The 15,332-nt window shown below is 71.4% G+C and carries 21 protein-coding genes and 1 pseudogene; 7 read left to right on the top strand and 15 right to left on the bottom strand.

Features of this window, described 5'->3' with window-relative positions:
- Positions 1–10 precede the first annotated feature (10 nt).
- Both argJ and PV419_RS10015 read right to left on the bottom strand, forming a co-directional pair.
- Positions 11–1,210: a bifunctional glutamate N-acetyltransferase/amino-acid acetyltransferase ArgJ gene (argJ, locus tag PV419_RS10020; protein ID WP_319687604.1), complete on the bottom strand. Its 1,200-nt coding sequence runs from the start codon at positions 1,208–1,210 to the stop codon at positions 11–13.
- Positions 1,211–1,423: 213 nt separating this feature from the next.
- Positions 1,424–2,620, bottom strand: coding sequence for an MFS transporter (locus PV419_RS10015; RefSeq protein ID WP_319687603.1), 1,197 nt, complete (start codon positions 2,618–2,620; stop codon positions 1,424–1,426).
- A gap of 124 nt (positions 2,621–2,744) precedes the next feature.
- On the opposite strand from PV419_RS10015, the gene PV419_RS10010 reads away from it, so the two are divergent.
- Complete coding sequence (locus PV419_RS10010) at positions 2,745–3,077, top strand: helix-turn-helix transcriptional regulator (protein ID WP_319687602.1); 333 nt, start codon at positions 2,745–2,747, stop codon at positions 3,075–3,077.
- Positions 3,078–3,094: 17 nt separating this feature from the next.
- On the opposite strand, the gene PV419_RS10005 is transcribed toward PV419_RS10010, so the two are convergent.
- Entirely contained in the window at positions 3,095–3,235 is a 141-nt protein-coding gene (locus PV419_RS10005; RefSeq protein ID WP_319687601.1) for a hypothetical protein, read from the bottom strand.
- 32 nt (positions 3,236–3,267) lie between these two features.
- Positions 3,268–4,231 (bottom strand): annotated as a pseudogene (locus tag PV419_RS10000) (amidase family protein); the annotation flags it as partial.
- A 390-nt stretch (positions 4,232–4,621) separates the two neighbouring features.
- Here PV419_RS10000 and PV419_RS09995 point away from each other — a divergent pair.
- Entirely contained in the window at positions 4,622–5,239 is a 618-nt protein-coding gene (locus tag PV419_RS09995) for a GNAT family protein (RefSeq protein WP_319687600.1), read from the top strand.
- Between the two features lie 33 nt (positions 5,240–5,272).
- Here the strand turns inward: PV419_RS09995 and PV419_RS09990 are convergent, their stop codons facing one another.
- Complete coding sequence (locus PV419_RS09990; RefSeq protein ID WP_319687599.1) at positions 5,273–5,701, bottom strand: hypothetical protein; 429 nt, start codon at positions 5,699–5,701, stop codon at positions 5,273–5,275.
- Between the two features lie 22 nt (positions 5,702–5,723).
- Positions 5,724–6,839 carry a MerR family transcriptional regulator gene (locus PV419_RS09985; RefSeq protein ID WP_319687598.1) on the bottom strand — a complete coding sequence of 372 codons (1,116 nt, stop codon included), beginning with the start codon at positions 6,837–6,839 and terminating at the stop codon, positions 5,724–5,726.
- Between the two features lie 120 nt (positions 6,840–6,959).
- Here PV419_RS09985 and PV419_RS09980 point away from each other — a divergent pair, with 120 nt between their 5' ends.
- Positions 6,960–7,355, top strand: a complete 396-nt coding sequence (locus PV419_RS09980; protein ID WP_319687597.1) for a VOC family protein — start codon at positions 6,960–6,962, stop codon at positions 7,353–7,355.
- A gap of 35 nt (positions 7,356–7,390) precedes the next feature.
- Here the strand turns inward: PV419_RS09980 and PV419_RS09975 are convergent, their stop codons facing one another.
- The 8 genes from PV419_RS09975 to gvpO form a co-directional block, all read right to left on the bottom strand.
- Positions 7,391–7,672: a gas vesicle protein K gene (locus tag PV419_RS09975; RefSeq protein ID WP_319687596.1), complete on the bottom strand. Its 282-nt coding sequence runs from the start codon at positions 7,670–7,672 to the stop codon at positions 7,391–7,393.
- Positions 7,669–7,893, bottom strand: coding sequence for a gas vesicle protein (locus tag PV419_RS09970; protein WP_319687595.1), 225 nt, complete (start codon positions 7,891–7,893; stop codon positions 7,669–7,671). The genes PV419_RS09975 and PV419_RS09970 overlap by 4 nt, the downstream gene beginning before the upstream one ends.
- Positions 7,890–8,765 (bottom strand): GvpL/GvpF family gas vesicle protein, encoded by an 876-nt coding sequence (locus PV419_RS09965; protein ID WP_319687594.1) that lies wholly within the window; start codon positions 8,763–8,765, stop codon positions 7,890–7,892. Before PV419_RS09965 ends, PV419_RS09970 begins: the two co-directional genes overlap by 4 nt.
- Entirely contained in the window at positions 8,762–9,151 is a 390-nt protein-coding gene (locus PV419_RS09960; RefSeq protein ID WP_415925279.1) for a gas vesicle protein, read from the bottom strand. Before PV419_RS09960 ends, PV419_RS09965 begins: the two co-directional genes overlap by 4 nt.
- Positions 9,152–9,157: 6 nt before the next feature.
- Positions 9,158–9,409, bottom strand: coding sequence for a gas vesicle protein GvpG (locus tag PV419_RS09955; RefSeq protein ID WP_319687593.1), 252 nt, complete (start codon positions 9,407–9,409; stop codon positions 9,158–9,160).
- A 1-nt stretch (position 9,410) separates the two neighbouring features.
- Positions 9,411–10,172, bottom strand: a complete 762-nt coding sequence (locus tag PV419_RS09950) for a GvpL/GvpF family gas vesicle protein (protein WP_319687592.1) — start codon at positions 10,170–10,172, stop codon at positions 9,411–9,413.
- A gap of 4 nt (positions 10,173–10,176) precedes the next feature.
- The gene (gvpJ, locus tag PV419_RS09945; protein ID WP_319687591.1) at positions 10,177–10,689 is read right to left on the bottom strand and encodes a gas vesicle protein GvpJ; all 513 of its coding nucleotides are present in this window, start codon (positions 10,687–10,689) and stop codon (positions 10,177–10,179) included.
- 70 nt (positions 10,690–10,759) lie between these two features.
- Positions 10,760–11,071: a gas vesicle protein GvpO gene (gene gvpO, locus PV419_RS09940; protein WP_319687590.1), complete on the bottom strand. Its 312-nt coding sequence runs from the start codon at positions 11,069–11,071 to the stop codon at positions 10,760–10,762.
- A 259-nt stretch (positions 11,072–11,330) separates the two neighbouring features.
- Between gvpO and PV419_RS09935 the strand changes: the two genes are divergently transcribed.
- Positions 11,331–11,483 (top strand): hypothetical protein, encoded by a 153-nt coding sequence (locus PV419_RS09935; protein ID WP_319687589.1) that lies wholly within the window; start codon positions 11,331–11,333, stop codon positions 11,481–11,483.
- Positions 11,484–11,496: 13 nt separating this feature from the next.
- Here PV419_RS09935 and PV419_RS09930 read toward each other — a convergent pair whose 3' ends face one another.
- Positions 11,497–12,522 (bottom strand): helix-turn-helix transcriptional regulator, encoded by a 1,026-nt coding sequence (locus PV419_RS09930; RefSeq protein ID WP_319687588.1) that lies wholly within the window; start codon positions 12,520–12,522, stop codon positions 11,497–11,499.
- A gap of 62 nt (positions 12,523–12,584) precedes the next feature.
- Between PV419_RS09930 and PV419_RS09925 the strand changes: the two genes are divergently transcribed.
- The 3 genes from PV419_RS09925 to PV419_RS09915 all read left to right on the top strand — a co-directional run.
- On the top strand, positions 12,585–13,700 hold the full coding sequence (locus PV419_RS09925; RefSeq protein WP_319687587.1) for an epoxide hydrolase: 1,116 nt from the start codon (positions 12,585–12,587) through the stop codon (positions 13,698–13,700).
- 82 nt (positions 13,701–13,782) lie between these two features.
- Positions 13,783–14,919: a winged helix DNA-binding domain-containing protein gene (locus PV419_RS09920; RefSeq protein ID WP_319687586.1), complete on the top strand. Its 1,137-nt coding sequence runs from the start codon at positions 13,783–13,785 to the stop codon at positions 14,917–14,919.
- Between the two features lie 34 nt (positions 14,920–14,953).
- The coding region (locus PV419_RS09915; protein ID WP_319687585.1) for a recombinase family protein at positions 14,954–15,332 on the top strand (379 nt) is incomplete at its 3' end.

Genomic DNA, 15,332 nt, shown 5'->3' with positions numbered 1-15,332 from the left:
GCGCTTCGGGTCAGGAGGTGTAGTCGGCGTTGACGCGTATGTAGTCCGCCGACAGATCGCAGCCGTAGACCGTGGCGGCGGCCTCGCCGAGGCCCAGGGAGACCGAGATGGCGACCTCGCTTCGCCGCATGAGCTCGGTGAGCCGGTCCAGGGTGTCCGGCTCCGGCTCCTCGGGGTAGACCTCGATGCCGCCGAAGCGCACGCTCACCTTGGCCGGCTCGATGTCGGTGTCGTCGGTGTTCTTGCCGATGGCCATCAGGACCCGCCCCCAGTTGGGGTCCGCCCCGTGCACGGCCGTCTTGACCAGCGGCGAGTTCACCACGCTCTTCGCGACCCGCCTGGCCTGCGCCCTGTCCCCGGCCCGGTCGACGGTGACGCGCAGGAGCTTGGTCGCGCCCTCCCCGTCGATCGCCATCTGCCGGGTCAGATCCAGGCACACCTCGGCGAGCGCGGCGGCGAACTCGTCATGGTCGACCGGTCCCGCCGCGCCGTTGGCGAGCACGGCCACCGTGTCGGAGGTCGAGGTGTCGGTGTCCACGCTCAGACAGTTGAAGCTGCGGTCCACCGCGCCGCGCAGTGCGGCGTCCAGGGCGCCGGGCGCGATGTCGGCGTCGGTGAACAGATAGGCCAGCATCGTGGCCATGTTGGGCTCCAGCATCCCGACGCCCTTGGCGACGCCGACGATCCGGGCCGCCCCGACCGAGCGCGCACTGGTCTTGGGCCGGGTGTCGGTGGTCATCATCGCGCGGGCCACCCGCTCGGTCCCGGCGTGGAAGGCGGCGGCGCCCCGGGCGAGGTGCGGCTGGTCCAGATGTGCACGGATGGCGTCCATCGGCAGCGGGCGCCCGATGACACCGGTGGAGCCGATGAGGACCTCGCCCTCCGCGACGCCCAGAATCCCCGCGACGCGCGCGACCACCTCGGCGGCGTTCAGCTCACCCTCCTTGCCGGTGGCCACGTTGGCGTTCTGGGCGAGGGTGACCACCGCCCGCAGTTGCCGTCCGGCGGCGTGCCGGCGGCTGAGCACCACGGCCGGGCCCGCGAAGCGGCTGAGGGTGAACATCGCGGCGCTGACGGCGGGCCGGTCCGAGGCGACGATCGAGATGTCGTCGCCGCTGTCGCGGATGCCGCCGTGGCCGGTGTAGGCGTGGAAGCCGCGCGGCCAGGCTGATGGGGCGGAGACACCAAGAGATGCATGATTATTCTTCATGTGGAATAGATTTGCATCCAGGGCTCGGGCTGGTCCAGCGGATATCCCTGAGACTGAGCGGCTGAGTTGGCCGTTCAGCGCTTGAGCTGGCCCGACTGGGCATCGTTGTTGGTCCGCTCGGTTGCGGCTTTTCTGGTGAGGTGACCTGGGTCGGGCTGTTGACACTGGCGGCGGTGTCGCGGGGCTGTGCCCGCGGTGATGTGGGACGGCGGGTCACGCCTCGGATTTCTCCGTGTTGGCCGAGGTTGGTTCCGGTGTCGTGGTGGCGGGCGCAGTGGGGCGGCGCGTGGTTCCCAGGTGCCAGAGGAGGGTCAGGGCGGTGACGCCGGCGGCTACCAGTCCCAGTTCGGCCGGGGCAAGCCCGAGCCACCCCTGCGCCAGCCCGCCGAGTCCGCCGCCGAGGGCTATCCCGATGTAGAGCGCGGAGGAATTGAGGCCGAGCAGGACCGGTGCGGCGGCGGGGCTGAGGGAGATGAGCCGGTGCTGCTGGGGGACGACGATGACGCCGACGGTCACCCCCCAAGCCACAGCCCAGACCAGGGTGGAGGCGAGGGCTCGGGTCGCCAACGGGGTCAGCGCCAGGGCGAGAGTCGCGAGGGTGAGGGCGCCGGTGAGGACGCGCGCGGAGTCGTGGCGGTCGACCAGGCGCCCGGCGGTGATGTTCCCGGCCAGGATGCCGACGCCCCAGGCCAGCAGGATCAGGGTTAGGAGCGATTCGTTGCCGTCGGTGGCATCCCGCAGGGTCGGGCTGATGTAGGTGTAGAGGGTGTAGGCGCCGAGGAAGGCGAGTGAGGTGACCGCCAGCAGCGCCAGTACGCGGCCCTGTTTGAGGGGGCGTAGACGGTCGGGCAGCGAGGCGGCGGGGAGCGTCACCCTGGGGAGGCCGACGGCGATACCGGCAGCCGCCAGCAGGCCGATCCCGGCGACGGCCCACAGGGTGATGTGCCAGTCGGTGCGGCCGATCAGAGTGCCGAGAGGCAGTCCCAGTGCGGTCGCCAGCGTCAGGCCGCCCAGCACGAAGGCCAGGGCCCGGCCTCGGCGTTCCGGCGGTGCGATGGCCGCCGCGGTGCTGGAGGCGGCGGCGTTGATGGTGCCCGCTCCCACGGCGGTGACGATGCGGGAGGCCATCACCACCTCGTAGCTGGTTCCCAACGCGGTGACGACGTTGCCGATCACGAACACGGTCAAGGCGATCAACAGTGCCGAACGCCGGTCCAGGGCGCTGGTGAGGGCCCCCATGACCGGCGCGGACAACGCCATCGTCAGGGCGAAGACCGTCACCAACTGACCGGCCGCCGGGGTGGAGACCTCTAGGTCGGTGGCGATGGAGGGGAGCAGGCCTGCGATGACATAGCTGTCGGTGCCGACGGCGAATGTCGCCGCGGCCAGAGGGAGGAGTCTCTTCAGCACGGATCGTGCCGCCTTTCCCGAGTATTGCGGAGGTAGGTGATCGGCACTCTAGGCAACACATGGATACTTGTCCATGTATCAATGAATGGATAGGCTGTGGCCCTGTCACGGATGGAGAGAAGCAATGCGTCAGGTGTCCCAGCCGGCGACCGAGGCGATCCGAATGGTGGAGGTGCTGCGTGCGCTCGCCGATCCGGTGCGGCTGGAGATCGTCCAACGACTCGCCGTGACCGGCGAGGAGAGCTGCAACGCCATCGGCGGTGACCTGGAGGTCCACCAGACGACGCTGTCTCACCACTACCGGGTGCTCCGCGAGGCGGGCGTCACCTGGACCACCGTCCAGGGCCGGTCCCGGCTGGTGCGGCTGCGTCGCGACGACCTGGACACGCTGTTCCCTGGCCTGCTTGACTCTGTGCTGAACGGCACTCGCCACCCGCGCCCCGCCGCAGGAGGCTGACGCGCCAGACATCCACCTCAGCCCGCAGGATGCGCCAACGTGACCTCGGTCTTCTTCGGCTGGCGGGGGACGGTCCTGGCCTTGTTGAGGTGCCCGTACACCGTGGAACGCGGCACACCGAACAGGTCGTCGATCTGCTGGACGCTAGTTGCCGACACTTCCCACCCGCGGGTCACTGTCGTAGCACTGCTTACCGCGCGGCCGCTGCGACTACCGGGCGAGGGTCGATCGGTGTGAGCACTCCGAGGCGGTCCTCGACCTCCTGGGCAGCGTCCAGGCACAGGTCCTCCCGGAACGCACGCCCGACGATCTGTACGCCGGACGGCAGGCCGTCGGTCACTCCGGTCGGTACGGCGACCCCGGGTACGCCCGCGAAGCTGGTCACCGTGCACAGGCGCATGCCCGAGCCGACTCGTTCCCGTCCTGTCTGGTCGCGTGACTCCAGCCCCGGCTCGACTGCCGGCTCGGTGAACACCGGCCCGAGCAGCAGCGGGTACTCGTCGAGGATCCGCATGAACTCCGCCGCGGTCGCGGGCGGGGTCTTCTCCATCGTCATCTCGATGTAGCGATCTCGGCCCTCGCCGAGCAGTGTCCGCACCACCGGCCAGGTCGGGGCGAATTCGGTCACGACGATCCGGTGGTACGCCTCGAGTGCCTCATCCAGCCGCGGAACGTCCGCCACCTCCCGCGCGTCGTACCCGGCGTCCCGCAGCGCGTCGGCCGCGGTCGCGACAGCACCGCGGACCGTGGGGTGGACGCCGTGGCCGCCGGGATCGGCGACGACCGCGACCTTCACCGGTCCCGGCAGCGGCTCACCACGGACGGGCACCGGTACGGCCCGCGGGTCCCGCGGGTCGGTCCCGGCCAGCGCCTCGTACGCCAGGCGGAGGTCGGCGATCCTGCGGTGCCAGGGGCCCGTCGGTGACCAGCATCTGTGAGGCCGGTCCGGGGTCGTCCGGGCCGAGGACGCGGGGGTCGGCGGGGAACCGCCCGGTGGTCGGCTTCAGCCCCGCCACGCCGCAGAACGAGGCCGGGATCCGCACCGATCCGCCGGAGTCGTTGCCGAGCCCGAGCGCGGCCATGCCGGTGGCGACGGCCACCCCGTCGCCGCCGCTGGTGCCTCCCGGAGTCCGGTTCGGGTCCCACGGGTTGAGCTCATAGGGCACTTGACCGCTGAGGGGGCCGAGGACGCACTGCACGCGCATCTGGTCCGCCTCTGGGAACGCCTCCACACCAGCCGTCCCGGAAAGGCCGTCTGACACGTGTGGCGCTGATCGTCTCGCGCGTGCCGTGTCGGCTGCGTCTGTCTACCAGGTGGGGGGAACTGTCACGGGCGCCAGGTCGAGCCGCTTGTCCGTCTCCAGCCGGACCGCGCCGTACGGGTTGACCGACCACTATCCTGCGGGCCAACAACAACGCTCAGCCGTGCCAACAAGCGCTCAAGGGCCAACTCAGCCGCTCGGTCTCAGATACCCCGTGGTGCGACCAGAGGTTGTACGGAAAACGGCTGGCCGCCGCGCATCGTGGCTCCCTAGGATCCGTTCGTGCCCCGACCAGGCGGCGCGGGACACCGAGACGGGGGACAGGTGATGGAGCCGGATCCGGAGCGCGTGACGTGTTGGCGCGGCAAGGACGTCCGTTTCGCGCCCCTCGACGTCGATGACGCGAAATTGATCCACCGATGGCGGTCGGACCCGGTGGCCTTCCACGAGGCCGGCTTCTGGCCGAGGGCCCTGTCCACGGTCCGCGAGCGGATCGAGAACGACGTCGCCGACGGGGACCGTGACGACTTCCTGGTGCTGCTGGAAGACGGCACGCCCATCGGCCATATCGCCCTCACCGGCCAGGACCTCGTCGTCGGCTCCGGGGAGGTCTGCCTGGTGCTGGACCCGGCGCGGCGCGGCCGGGGGCATGGCACCGACGCGGTCGACGCGCTGGTCGACTTCGCCTTCGGTGAGATGCTGCTGTACCGCCTGGAGGCGGTCACCCACACCACCAACGCCGCCGCCCTCGCCGTCCTCGCCAAGTCGGGCTTCGTCCAGGAGGGCGTGCGGCGCGCCGCGTGCCCGCACCGGGGGAGCCGTCACGACCTCGCGGTGCTGTCCCTGCTGAGGCCCGAGTGGGAGGCGCAGACCAGGCCCCGGGCCTGGGACCACGGCTGAGACCAGCCGCCTCGGACCAGCCGCCTCAGCCCGTCAGAGCCCGGGCGTTCCGGCCGTGCGCAGCGCCGCCGCGACGGCGGAGCGGACCCCGTCGCCGTACGGTCCTTCGGGTACGTCGCCGACGCGGGCGGCCGCCAGCGCGAGGTGTTCGCGGGCCTTGTCGGCCTCGCCGAGCGCCCGGTACGCCGTGCACATGTTCAGGTGCAGGGAGGCGTGGAAACCACGGACCCGGTCGTCGCCCACCGCGTCGGCGCGCTCCAGGCACTCCTGGTTCCAGCGCAGTGTTTCCCCGGGGGTCGGCTGGTGGCGGGCGAGGTAGTGGGCGGCCACGCAGGCCTCGTAGTCGTCGGCGGCGGTGTCCCACGCCTGCTGGAACAGGGCGTGTGCGTCCTCGTTCCTGCCTTCGGCCTCGGCGGTCATGCCCTGGACGCACAGGCGGACGACGGGGTTCTCGGGATCCATGGTTCCTCGTCTCTCTCCAGCTCTAGGTGGTGGTGTCGCGCACCGGCATGACCAGGGTGGTGAAGCTCCCCTGGTCGGCGGAGCGGACGACGACGGGCTGGGCAGCGGACACGATCTCCAGCAGCACATCGGGCCCCACGCTCGCGTCGAGCGCCGGCAGCAGGACGCCGGGGTCGAAGGCGATCCGCAGCGGCGGCCCCGTACAGATCGCGCGTAGCGCGGTCGCGTCCGGCCCTTCGGGTTCCTCCGGCGAGATCAGGAGGTCGTCCCCGGCGGTGGTGAGGGTGATCGCCCGGTGGCCGGTGTCGAGGCGGTCCGCGATGGCCCGCCGCAACCCGCCCCGGTCGGCGATCACGCGGTGCCGTGCGGCCCCGAGGTCGTCCAGCACCATCCGGTACGCGGGGAACACCTCATCGGAGCCCCCAAGTTCCCAGGACTCGCCGCCGCCCCGTACCCGCGCCTGCCGCCCCTCGGCCTCGACGGCGACCTCGGGAAGCCGCCGGGCCCAGGCCGCCGTCTCCATCAACTCCTCGATGTTCAGCAGCAGTTCGCACGGCTCGCCCGCGATCGACAGCGGCCGGAGCGCCCGTACGGCCAGCCGGTAGCGGTCCGTGGTCACCAGCCGGATCTCCTCGCCGTCGATCTCGACCAGGACGCGGCCGAGCACCGGGAACTCCTTGCGGGCCGCGCCGGCCGCCACCGCCGAGCCCACCTGCCGCACCGCGCCCGCCAGCTCGGCCCCGCCGACGCGGACCTCGGCGCGGCACGTTCCCCCCGGCAGCGCGCGCAGGATCTCCTCGATCGCCGCGCGGGCCGCCGCGGCCGACTCCCTCGTCCGGCCCAGATGCGCCCGCAGCACCTCGCGGGCCTCCTCATGCGGCCCGTCCAGCACGGCCGTCGCGTCGACCAGCGGCAGCTCGGCCTCCCGCAGCCGGCGCAGCAGCGCGGCGCGCGGCTGCTGCGCCGCGGCGTAGTAGCGGTAGCCGGTCGCCGGGTCCACGTGGGCAGGCCGCAGCACCGCGCAGTCGTCGTAGAACCGCAGGGCGCTCGGCGCCAGCCCCACCCGCCGGGCGAAGGCGCCGATGCTCAGCAGGTCCTCGGTGTCTCCGGTGCTCTCGGCGGCGTCCTTGTCGTCCATGGGCGCGATTGTCGAGCTTCATGCGGCTTGAAGGTCAAGAAAAGTTCTCGCGCGGGAGGCGATGAGTTCCGTCGGGCCCGGCGGTCCTACCAGCAGAACCATTCCGCTAGGGAGAGCACCATGACCGAGAGCACCAAGGGCACCCGCATCACCGAGCTGGGCAGGGTGGCCGTCCCCGTATCCGATCAGGACCGGGCGCTGGACTTCTACATCGGCACGCTCGGCTTCGAGAAGCGCGCGGACGTCCCCTTCGGCGACGGCGACGGGCACCGCTGGATCGAGGTGGCGCCGGTCGGCGGCGCGGCCGCGATCTCGCTGGTCCTGCCGATGGAGGGGAGGTCGCCCGGCGTCGAGACCGGCATCATCCTCACGAGCGAGGACATCGACGCCGATCACGCCGCGCTGCTGGCCCGTGGCGTCGATGCGGACGCGGAGGTCATGCGGTGGGGTGCCCCCGTGCCGCCCATGTTCAGCTTCCGTGACCCGGACGGCAACAAGTTCATGATCGTGCAGTGAGCCGGTCTCGGTAGTGAGCCGGTCTCGGCGGTGATTCAGTCCCGGGGGAGGAGTGTGCCCAGCGGGCCGAGGTCCAGGTTGAGGTCTTCGGGGCGCAGGCCGTGTTGGGCGCACAGCTCCGCCATGCGCTGGTCCAGGAGCATCAGCGTGGTGCCGATGTGCTCGATCTGCGCGTCGCCGAGTCCGCCGGCGTCGATCCGGCGCAGGGCCTGGCGCTCCATCAGCTGGCGGAGGAGTTCGACGACCGTCAGGACGAGGGCGACCAGGTCGCGGCCCACCGTGTCGGCGTCGAGATCGAGCCGGCCGCCGCCGGTCACAGCGGGCCGCCGTCGGCCCAGGGGGCGGGGACGCGTTCGTTGACCGAGGAGAGCAGGGCGTGCAGGGAGAGGCGTACGAGGGGCACCTCGGCGATGGCGATGACCACATCGCCGCTGATGACGACCCCGGTGGCCAGCACCCGGTCGAGCAGGTCCACCAGCGGCACACCGATCGGTCCGTGCGCTTCCGCGGGGCCGGTGCCCCAGGCGTCGATGGTCATCGGGGGACGCCTCCGCCGGATCCGCCGGGTCCGTCGGCGAAGGAGTACGGGGCCCACGGGCCCGAGAGCTCGATCTGGACGGCGGTCTCCTCCTGGCGCAGGGCTTCCAGCGCGGCGCGCAGTGCGCCCTCGCGGGCGCTGTCGATCAGGTAGGCGGCGTTGAGTACGTGGGTGCGGTGCGCACCGGTGACCTCGGCTCCGTGCGGGCGCAGCCGCCGGGCGGCCACGGCGAGCCCGCGTACCACCGCGTCCACCCGTTCCGCGGCCTGGAGCGCCTCGTTCTGGTGCTGCTCGCGGACCTGGTGCCGACTGCGTACACGGTCGAGATAGGCCCGGCCGCTGCCCGCCGCCGCGCTCGGAGAGGAGGGGGAGGAGGGGGAGGAGGGGGAGGAGGGGGAGGAGGGGGAGGAGGCCGGGGGCGCGGGGGCGGTGTAGACCTTCACCCCCCACTCGACGCGGCCGGTGAACCGGCCGAGGGCCGAGAGGAAGGACTCCTCCCTCTCGCGCAGGGCCGCGCGGACCCGAGCATCGCCGAGATAGAGCGTGGCGAAGGGCAGCGGCACGGTCGGTGTGACGGCCGACGCCGCCATGATCACCTCATGGTGGGCGCGGGCGCAGCGCTCCAGCTCCTCGCGGTCGGTGAGCCTTTGCCGCAGGGCGTCCTCCGCGAAGTCGACGGCGGACACGTCCTGGACGACGGCGGTGAGCGGGCCCGCGGCGAGCGTACGGACCGGGGCGGCGCCGTCGAGCCCCGGGACCCCGACCAGCGCGCCGGGGTCGCACCGTCCGCAGACGGCGAAGGCGTAGGTGACCGTGGGGAGCTGACCGGGTGTCTGCTCGGGGGGCCGCTCGCTGTGCCGCTCGGACGTCATCTGTCCCTCCTCTCCTCGCCGCCGACGGGGCTCAGCTCAGCCGCGTCGCCGTCAACGCCGCCAACGCTGCCGTCGCCGCCGGATTCCAGCGCCTCCAGGCGCGTGCGCAACTGTGCGTTCTCCTCGGCGAGGGCGTCCCGCGCGGCGCGGGAGGAGAGCGCGGGATCGGTCTCCCACCAGTCGATTCCGGCCCTGCGGGCGGTGTCGACCGACGACACGAACAACCGGAGCCGGATGGTGAGCAGTTCGATGTCGAGCAGGTCGATCTTGATGTCGCCGGCGATGACGATGCCCTTGTCGAGTACCCGTTCCAGGATCTCGGCGAGGTTGGCGGTGGGCGGGGCCGTGCCCAGGGGAGTCCTGCCCGTCAGCTCGGGATCAATCACAGTGCCTCACCGGTGCCTCACGGGTAGGGACGGGACCGACCGCTCCAACTGGTCAAGCAACCGGTCCTCTTCTTGCTCGAACTCCTCGGGGCTGATCACCCCCGCGTCCAGGTCCTCGTTCAGTTCGGCGAGCCTGGCGCGCAGGACCGCCGGGTCGTGCAGCTCGTGCTCCGCGGCGTCTACCAGACAGTCCGCGATCCAGATCACGCCCCGGACGGGCGCCATGGGGAGGAGGACGAGCCCGCTCAGCAAGCCCATGTCACGCTCCGCTCGCCACGGGGTCGCGCCGGGGGGTGCCCGGGGCGGGGTCCACGAAGCTGTAGCAGGGCAGCGGCCCGGTGAGACGCAGCTCGACATGGCTGCCGTGGGCCGCCGCGAAGCGCTCCACCACGGCCCGGAACCGCTCCTCCGCACGCCGGTCGAGGAGGAAGGAGACGTTGAGCACGCACCCCGCCACCTCTGGCCCCCGCGCCTGCTCCACCGCCACCGCCGACAGCTCGGCGACCAGCGCGGCCGACGCGGCGGCGGCCCGGCCGGACAGCCCCCGCGCCACGGCTTCGCCGAGCCGGACGCTGGCCTCGTACCCCGGGGACCGGCGCGCGGTGGCGCGCGCCCGGGCCACCTCGGGGTTCTCCCGGACCAGCGCGGGCAGCCCGGCCTGGACCGGCATGGCCTTGAGGTTCAGCTCGACCCGGCCGTCGAGGCGGTCGAGCGTGGCGAGATACGCACGCTCGGAGGCGGTCAACTGGCCCCGCACCGACTCCTCATCGGGGGCGATCATCCCGAAGCGCATGGGCAGCACCGGGCCGTCCGCCGCCAGCGCCAGCGCCAGGCCCTGGTGCGCGAGGAGGTCGCGCCGCTTGGCGCGCAGACCGGGCGGGGCGTCGCTGACCACGGCGGCCAGCTCGCCGGCGCGGAGCGTACGGACCGGGGCCGGGTCCGCGCCCACCCCGGTGCGGCCGGGCGGCACCGGATGGCAGGCGCGGACGACGCCGTAGACGTACACGCCCTGTGCGGCCATGGGGTCAGTCCTCCTCGTCCTCGGTACGGCGGTGGCGGGGGCGGGCGGCCGCGCGCTTGATCGGGCGGCGCTCCTCGTCCCGGCCCTCCGCCTCGTCTTCGTCCACGTCCTCGTCCACGTCCTCGTCCTCGTCCTCGTCTTCCTCGCCACGGCCGGTCACGGCCTTCTTGACCTTGCCGCCCACGGTCTCCACCGCCTTCTTGGCCGTCTTCTTGGCCGCCTTCTTGCCGAGGCCGGCCGTGCCCGAGCCCAGCAGCTCGGGCACGGTCGCGCTGCTGCGGTCGAATTCCAGGTCCAGGCGGTTGCAGGCCTCGGCGAAGCGGAGGTACGTGTCCACGCTCGCCACGACGATCCGGGCGTCGACCTTCAGGATCTCGATGCCGACCAGGGAGACCCGAAGGAAGACGTCGATCACCATGCCGCGGTCGAGGATGAGTTCGAGGACGTCGTAGAGGTTGCCCGAGCGCGAGATACAGACGACATCGTCGGTGTGGGTGGGGGCGTAGGTGGGGGCCATGATCGGAGCGTCCTTTCGATGGCTCGGCCGTGGGCGCCGGCCGGGGTCTGCCCCGGCCTGGCCCGGCCGGTCAGCAGTCGTCGGCCGAGCCGCGCCGGTAGCGGCGGACTCTCCGGTACTCACGGAGCTCACCCCGCTCGTCGATGTCCACCTCGTAGGTGGCCAGCAGGCTGGTCGTGTCGGGGATCCGGGCGACCTCCACGACATCCACGCTGACCCGCCAGCCGTCCTCGACCCGGCACACGGCGCTGACGCCCTCGGCGGGGTGGGTTATCAGAGCGGCGAGCCCTTCGCGGGCACGGCCGGCCGCTTCCGCCGCGCCGGTCCTGCGGGGCGGGCGGTCCGCCTTCGGGGGAGAGGTGCGCCGCTCTTGCTCTGCCATGTGCATCAGTCTGGGCGCAGGGCGGGTTCGGCCGCGCCTTGAGATGGGCCAATACGGTGGTGCCGCCCGGCCCCCGCATACGTACCCCTCGGCCTTCCTGGAGCGCACCACCAGGAGGAGTGGGCCGACACCTTCGGCGGCGTCGCCGCGTTCGAGTCCGAGGACGCGGCAGTCCGCGAGCTGACCGAGACCGTCATCCGCACCATGTGGCGGACACCGGGGTCGACGCCGACTGCCGGGTCGTCACCTTCGCCGCTCCATGCAAGTCGTCGCCGACGGCGAGCGGCAGCGTCGGCTGCTGTGGACCCACGACGTGCTCCCTGAGGAACTGGCCGCGCCGATGTCACACGGCCTGGAAGTCAAGCGGACCCTTGAGGACACCCGCGATCCGCGGCATGGATCGCGGGTGTGATGTCCCCGCAGCGTCAGGCGCGACCGATGCCGTCGGCCGCGCCTGGCGCCGCGCTCCTCGCAGGATGGGGCGGGGACGATCGGGTGGTCACGCTGGTGTACCGGTCGGCGAGACGGCGCAGGTGCGCAAGGAGCTCCGGCGGCCCGGTGACGTCGAAGTCCTCGCCGAGCAGGCCCAGGTAGACACCGAGGGTCTCGACCGTGTCCGCGCCGGTGTGCAGGACGCAAGTGTGTCGGTCAACGCGTTCGACCGTGCCGACCGCCGGGCTGATCCGTTCGGCGATGACCTCGGCCGGCGCGTGCACGGTGACCTGCGCTCGGTAGCGCCAGGCGGCGGCGGATACTCGGCGTGACACGTAAGCGGCGATGTCGTCGCTGGGCAGGTCGCGCGGTGAGAAGCGGGGGCCGGTAGGGGTGCGGGGGCGTAGCCGGTCGACGCGGAAGGTCCGCCAGTCGGCCCGCTCGACCTCCCAGGCCAGCAGGTACCAGCGGCGGCCCCAGTTGATCAGCCGGTACGGCTCGACGGTGCGCACCGTGGCCGTACCGGCGTGGTCGTGGTAGTCGAACCGGAACTGTTCCCGGTCTCTACAGACGGCGGTCAGGGTGGTCAGGATCGCCGGGTCGACGCGGGGACCGGCGTCGTCGCGGGGAACCGGCACCGTGTAGGTCTGCAGGGTGCTGACCCGTCGCCGGAGCCGGGACGGCATCACCTGTTCCAGCTTCGCCAGTGCCCGCAAGGACGCCTCCTCGATCCCTGCGATGGCGCCACTGGCCGCCGTCCGGAGACCGACCGTGACGGCGACCGCTTCCTCGTCGTCGAGCAGCAGCGGCGGCAGGGCCGCGCCGGCGCCGAGACGGTAGCCGCCGGTGGCGCCGCGCGTGGCCAGCACCGGGTAGTCGAGGCTGCGCAGACGCTCCACGTCGGCGCGCACGGTCCGCCCGCTCACCCCGAGGCGCTCGGCGAGTTCGGCGCCGGTCCAGTTGCGCGGGGTTTGCAGGAGGGAAAGCAGCCGCAGGAGGCGGGCGGATGTTTCCAGCATCACTCAAGACTATCCCACAATGAGGAACCTAATCTTCCTAATTCTCCGACAGAGTCGACGGCGTGACAGAGATCCGCGAATTCCGCATAGACATCCCGCAGGCCGACCTGGACGAGCTGACCGAGCGCCTGGCCCGGGTCCGCTGGACCGGTGAGCTGCCCGACGCCGGTGACGACTACGGCGTCTCCCTGCGGTACCTGCAGAGCCTTGTTCAGCGGTGGCGAGATGGCTACGACTGGCGCGCGTGGGAGGCGAAGCTCAACGAGTACCCGCAGTTCACCACGGTCATCGACGGGCAGAACGTGCACTTCTTGCATGTCCGCTCACCCGAGCCTGACGCCACGCCACTGCTGCTCACGCACGGCTGGCCCACCACGATCGTGGAGTACCTGGACGTTATTGGGCCGCTGAGCGACCCGCGAGCCCACGGCGGCGACCCCGCCGACGCCTTCCACCTGGTGATCCCCTCGGTGCCCGGGTTCGGGTTCTCCGGCCCCACAAGCGAGCGTGGCTGGAACCGGCACCGGATCGCGAAGGCGTGGGCCGAGCTGATGCGCCGCCTCGGTTACGAGCGCTATGGCCTGCACGGAAACGACGTCGGCTCGCTCGTCTCGCCCGAAGTGGGTCGTCGCGATCCCGAGCACGTCATCGGTGTGCACGTCACGCAGATCTTCTCCTTCCCCTCCGGCGACCCGGCCGAGTTGGCCGGCCTGTCCGACGAGGACCGCAACAAGGTCGAGTTCCTGCAATGGTGGCTGGACAACGGCGGCGCATACGACAAGCTGCAGTCCACCGCACCGCAAACCCTGGCTCATGCCCTGGCCGACTCGCCGGTGGGGCAGCTGGGCTGGAACGCGCAGTTGCTCGGCCCGAACCTCGACCCGGACTACGTGCTGACCAACACGATGATCTATTGGCTCACCAACACCGCCGCGTCGTCCGCCCGCCTCTACTACGAGGACTTCCACACCGCCGACCAGCCGGCCGAACCCACCACCGTGCCGCTCGGGCTGGCGAACTTCGCCTATGACTTCCAGTCGATCCGCCCCTTCGCCGAACGCGACCACAAGAACATCGTGTCCTGGAACGTCTACGACAAGGGCAGCCACTTCGCCGCCCACGACGTGCCCGACCTGCTGGTCGGCGACATCCGCGGCTTCTTCCGCCGGCTCCGCTGACCCCGGCCGACCGGCCGACCCGGTACGGGTGGCAAGCACCCGCCACCCGTACCCCTGACCCGAACCTTCGAAAGGCTGCCTCGTGCCGACGCTGACCCGGCGCGCCCTCAACCGCGCCACCCTCGACCGGCAACTGCTCCTGCGCCGCGCCGACCTCACCCCGTTGCAGGCCATCGAGCACCTGGTGGGCCTGCAGGCGCAGACCCCGCACACCTGGTACGTGGGACTATGGAGTCGGCTCACCGAGTACCGGCCCGAGGAGGTCGCAGCGCTGCTCACCCAGCGCCGGGCGGTGCGGATCGCCCTCATGCGCTCGACGATCCACCTCGTCAGCACGGCCGACGCGCTCGCGCTGCGCCCGCACGTGCAGCCGGCGCTGGACCGCGACCTGTTCGCCAACCACACCCACGGCCGGTCGATGCGCGACCTGGACACCGGCGAGGTGGTGGCCGCGGGCCGGGAACTGCTCGATGAGAAGCCCTGCACTCCGAGCGAACTCGGCCGGCTGCTGGCCCAGCGGTGGCCGGATCGCAACCCGGCGAGCCTTGCCTACGCGGTGCGCAACCTCCTGCCGGTCGTGCAAACCCCGCCCCGCGGCGTGTGGGGTGCCGGCGGCCGACCCATCCACGCGCCGCTCGAGTCGTGGGCAGGCGCGCCGCTGCGCACCGACGAGCCGATCGACACCATGATCGTCCGATACCTGGCCGCGTTCGGTCCGGCCACCGTACGCGACGTGCAGACCTGGTGCGGTCTGACCCGGCTGGCGGAGGTGTTCGACCGGCTCCGGCCTCGCCTGGCCACGTTCCACGACGAGAACGGCGCGGAACTGTTCGACCTCCCCGACGCACCCCGGCCCGACCCGCACGTCAGCGCGCCCGCCCGGTTCCTGTACGACTTCGACAACCTGCTGCTGTCACACCACGACCGCTCCAGAGTGATCACCGACAGTTTTCGCCAACAGAACTTCGCCCCCCACGGACCCGTCCCCCGCCTGGTGCTCCTCGACGGCTTCACGGCAGCGACCTGGACGTTCGCCACCGCACACGGCACAGCGACACTGACCGTGCACCCATTCGCCCCACTGTCCGCGCCCGACCGCGAAGCATTGACCGTCGAGGGCGGCGGCCTGCTGGACGTGCTGGCCCCCGACGCGTCACACGAGATCCGCTTCACCGTCTCAGGTCGCCGAGACCGTCACGAGGCTCATCAACTTCATTAGTCATCCTTAGTGTTGTGCACGTATAGTTGTGGGTATGGAGTTGCTGCGCATGTCCAAGGCCGCGAAGCGTCTCGGGATACACCCGATGACGCTTCGTCAGTGGGCTATCGACGGCAAGATCCCGTTTACGTGGGTCGGCCGTGAGCGCCGGTTCTCCTCGCTTGATGTGGAGAACATGAAGCGCGGAAGCGACTCCGCATCCTCCCGTCCCCGGCTTGAGTTGCTGTATGTGCGCGTGTCCGGATCGTCCGGCCAGGAATCCTCTCTGGAGGCGCAGGAGGCCGAGCTGCGGACCACCTCAACGGGGGAGATCGTCAAGGTTGTCCGGGATCGCGGGTCGGGCCTGAAGGAGAACCGGCCCGGGTTGAACCGGGTGCTGGCGATGGTGTCGGACGGTTCGGTGACCGTGGTGC

This window comes from Streptomyces sp. ME19-01-6 (genome assembly GCF_033793745.1).
Taxonomy (GTDB): Bacteria; Actinomycetota; Actinomycetes; order Streptomycetales; family Streptomycetaceae; genus Streptomyces.
Note: the sequence above shows the minus strand (reverse complement) of the source record. Positions and strands in the feature narration are given on the sequence as shown.

Excerpts from the sequence above, each read along its gene's own strand:
- argJ (WP_319687604.1), bottom strand. The coding sequence starts at position 1,210 with ATGAAGAATAATCATGCATCTCTTGGTGTCTCCGCCCCATCAGCCTGG.
- gvpO (WP_319687590.1), bottom strand. The coding sequence starts at position 11,071 with ATGGCAGAGCAAGAGCGGCGCACCTCTCCCCCGAAGGCGGACCGCCCG.
- PV419_RS09970 (WP_319687595.1), bottom strand. The coding sequence starts at position 7,893 with ATGACCATCGACGCCTGGGGCACCGGCCCCGCGGAAGCGCACGGACCG.
- PV419_RS09930 (WP_319687588.1), bottom strand. The coding sequence starts at position 12,522 with ATGCTGGAAACATCCGCCCGCCTCCTGCGGCTGCTTTCCCTCCTGCAA.
- PV419_RS09965 (WP_319687594.1), bottom strand. The coding sequence starts at position 8,765 with ATGACGTCCGAGCGGCACAGCGAGCGGCCCCCCGAGCAGACACCCGGT.
- PV419_RS10010 (WP_319687602.1), top strand. The coding sequence starts at position 2,745 with ATGCGTCAGGTGTCCCAGCCGGCGACCGAGGCGATCCGAATGGTGGAG.
- PV419_RS09980 (WP_319687597.1), top strand. The coding sequence starts at position 6,960 with ATGACCGAGAGCACCAAGGGCACCCGCATCACCGAGCTGGGCAGGGTG.
- PV419_RS09990 (WP_319687599.1), bottom strand. The coding sequence starts at position 5,701 with ATGGATCCCGAGAACCCCGTCGTCCGCCTGTGCGTCCAGGGCATGACC.
- PV419_RS09955 (WP_319687593.1), bottom strand. The coding sequence starts at position 9,409 with ATGGGCTTGCTGAGCGGGCTCGTCCTCCTCCCCATGGCGCCCGTCCGG.
- PV419_RS09985 (WP_319687598.1), bottom strand. The coding sequence starts at position 6,839 with ATGGACGACAAGGACGCCGCCGAGAGCACCGGAGACACCGAGGACCTG.
- PV419_RS09950 (WP_319687592.1), bottom strand. The coding sequence starts at position 10,172 with ATGGCCGCACAGGGCGTGTACGTCTACGGCGTCGTCCGCGCCTGCCAT.
- PV419_RS09935 (WP_319687589.1), top strand. The coding sequence starts at position 11,331 with ATGCAAGTCGTCGCCGACGGCGAGCGGCAGCGTCGGCTGCTGTGGACC.
- gvpJ (WP_319687591.1), bottom strand. The coding sequence starts at position 10,689 with ATGGCCCCCACCTACGCCCCCACCCACACCGACGATGTCGTCTGTATC.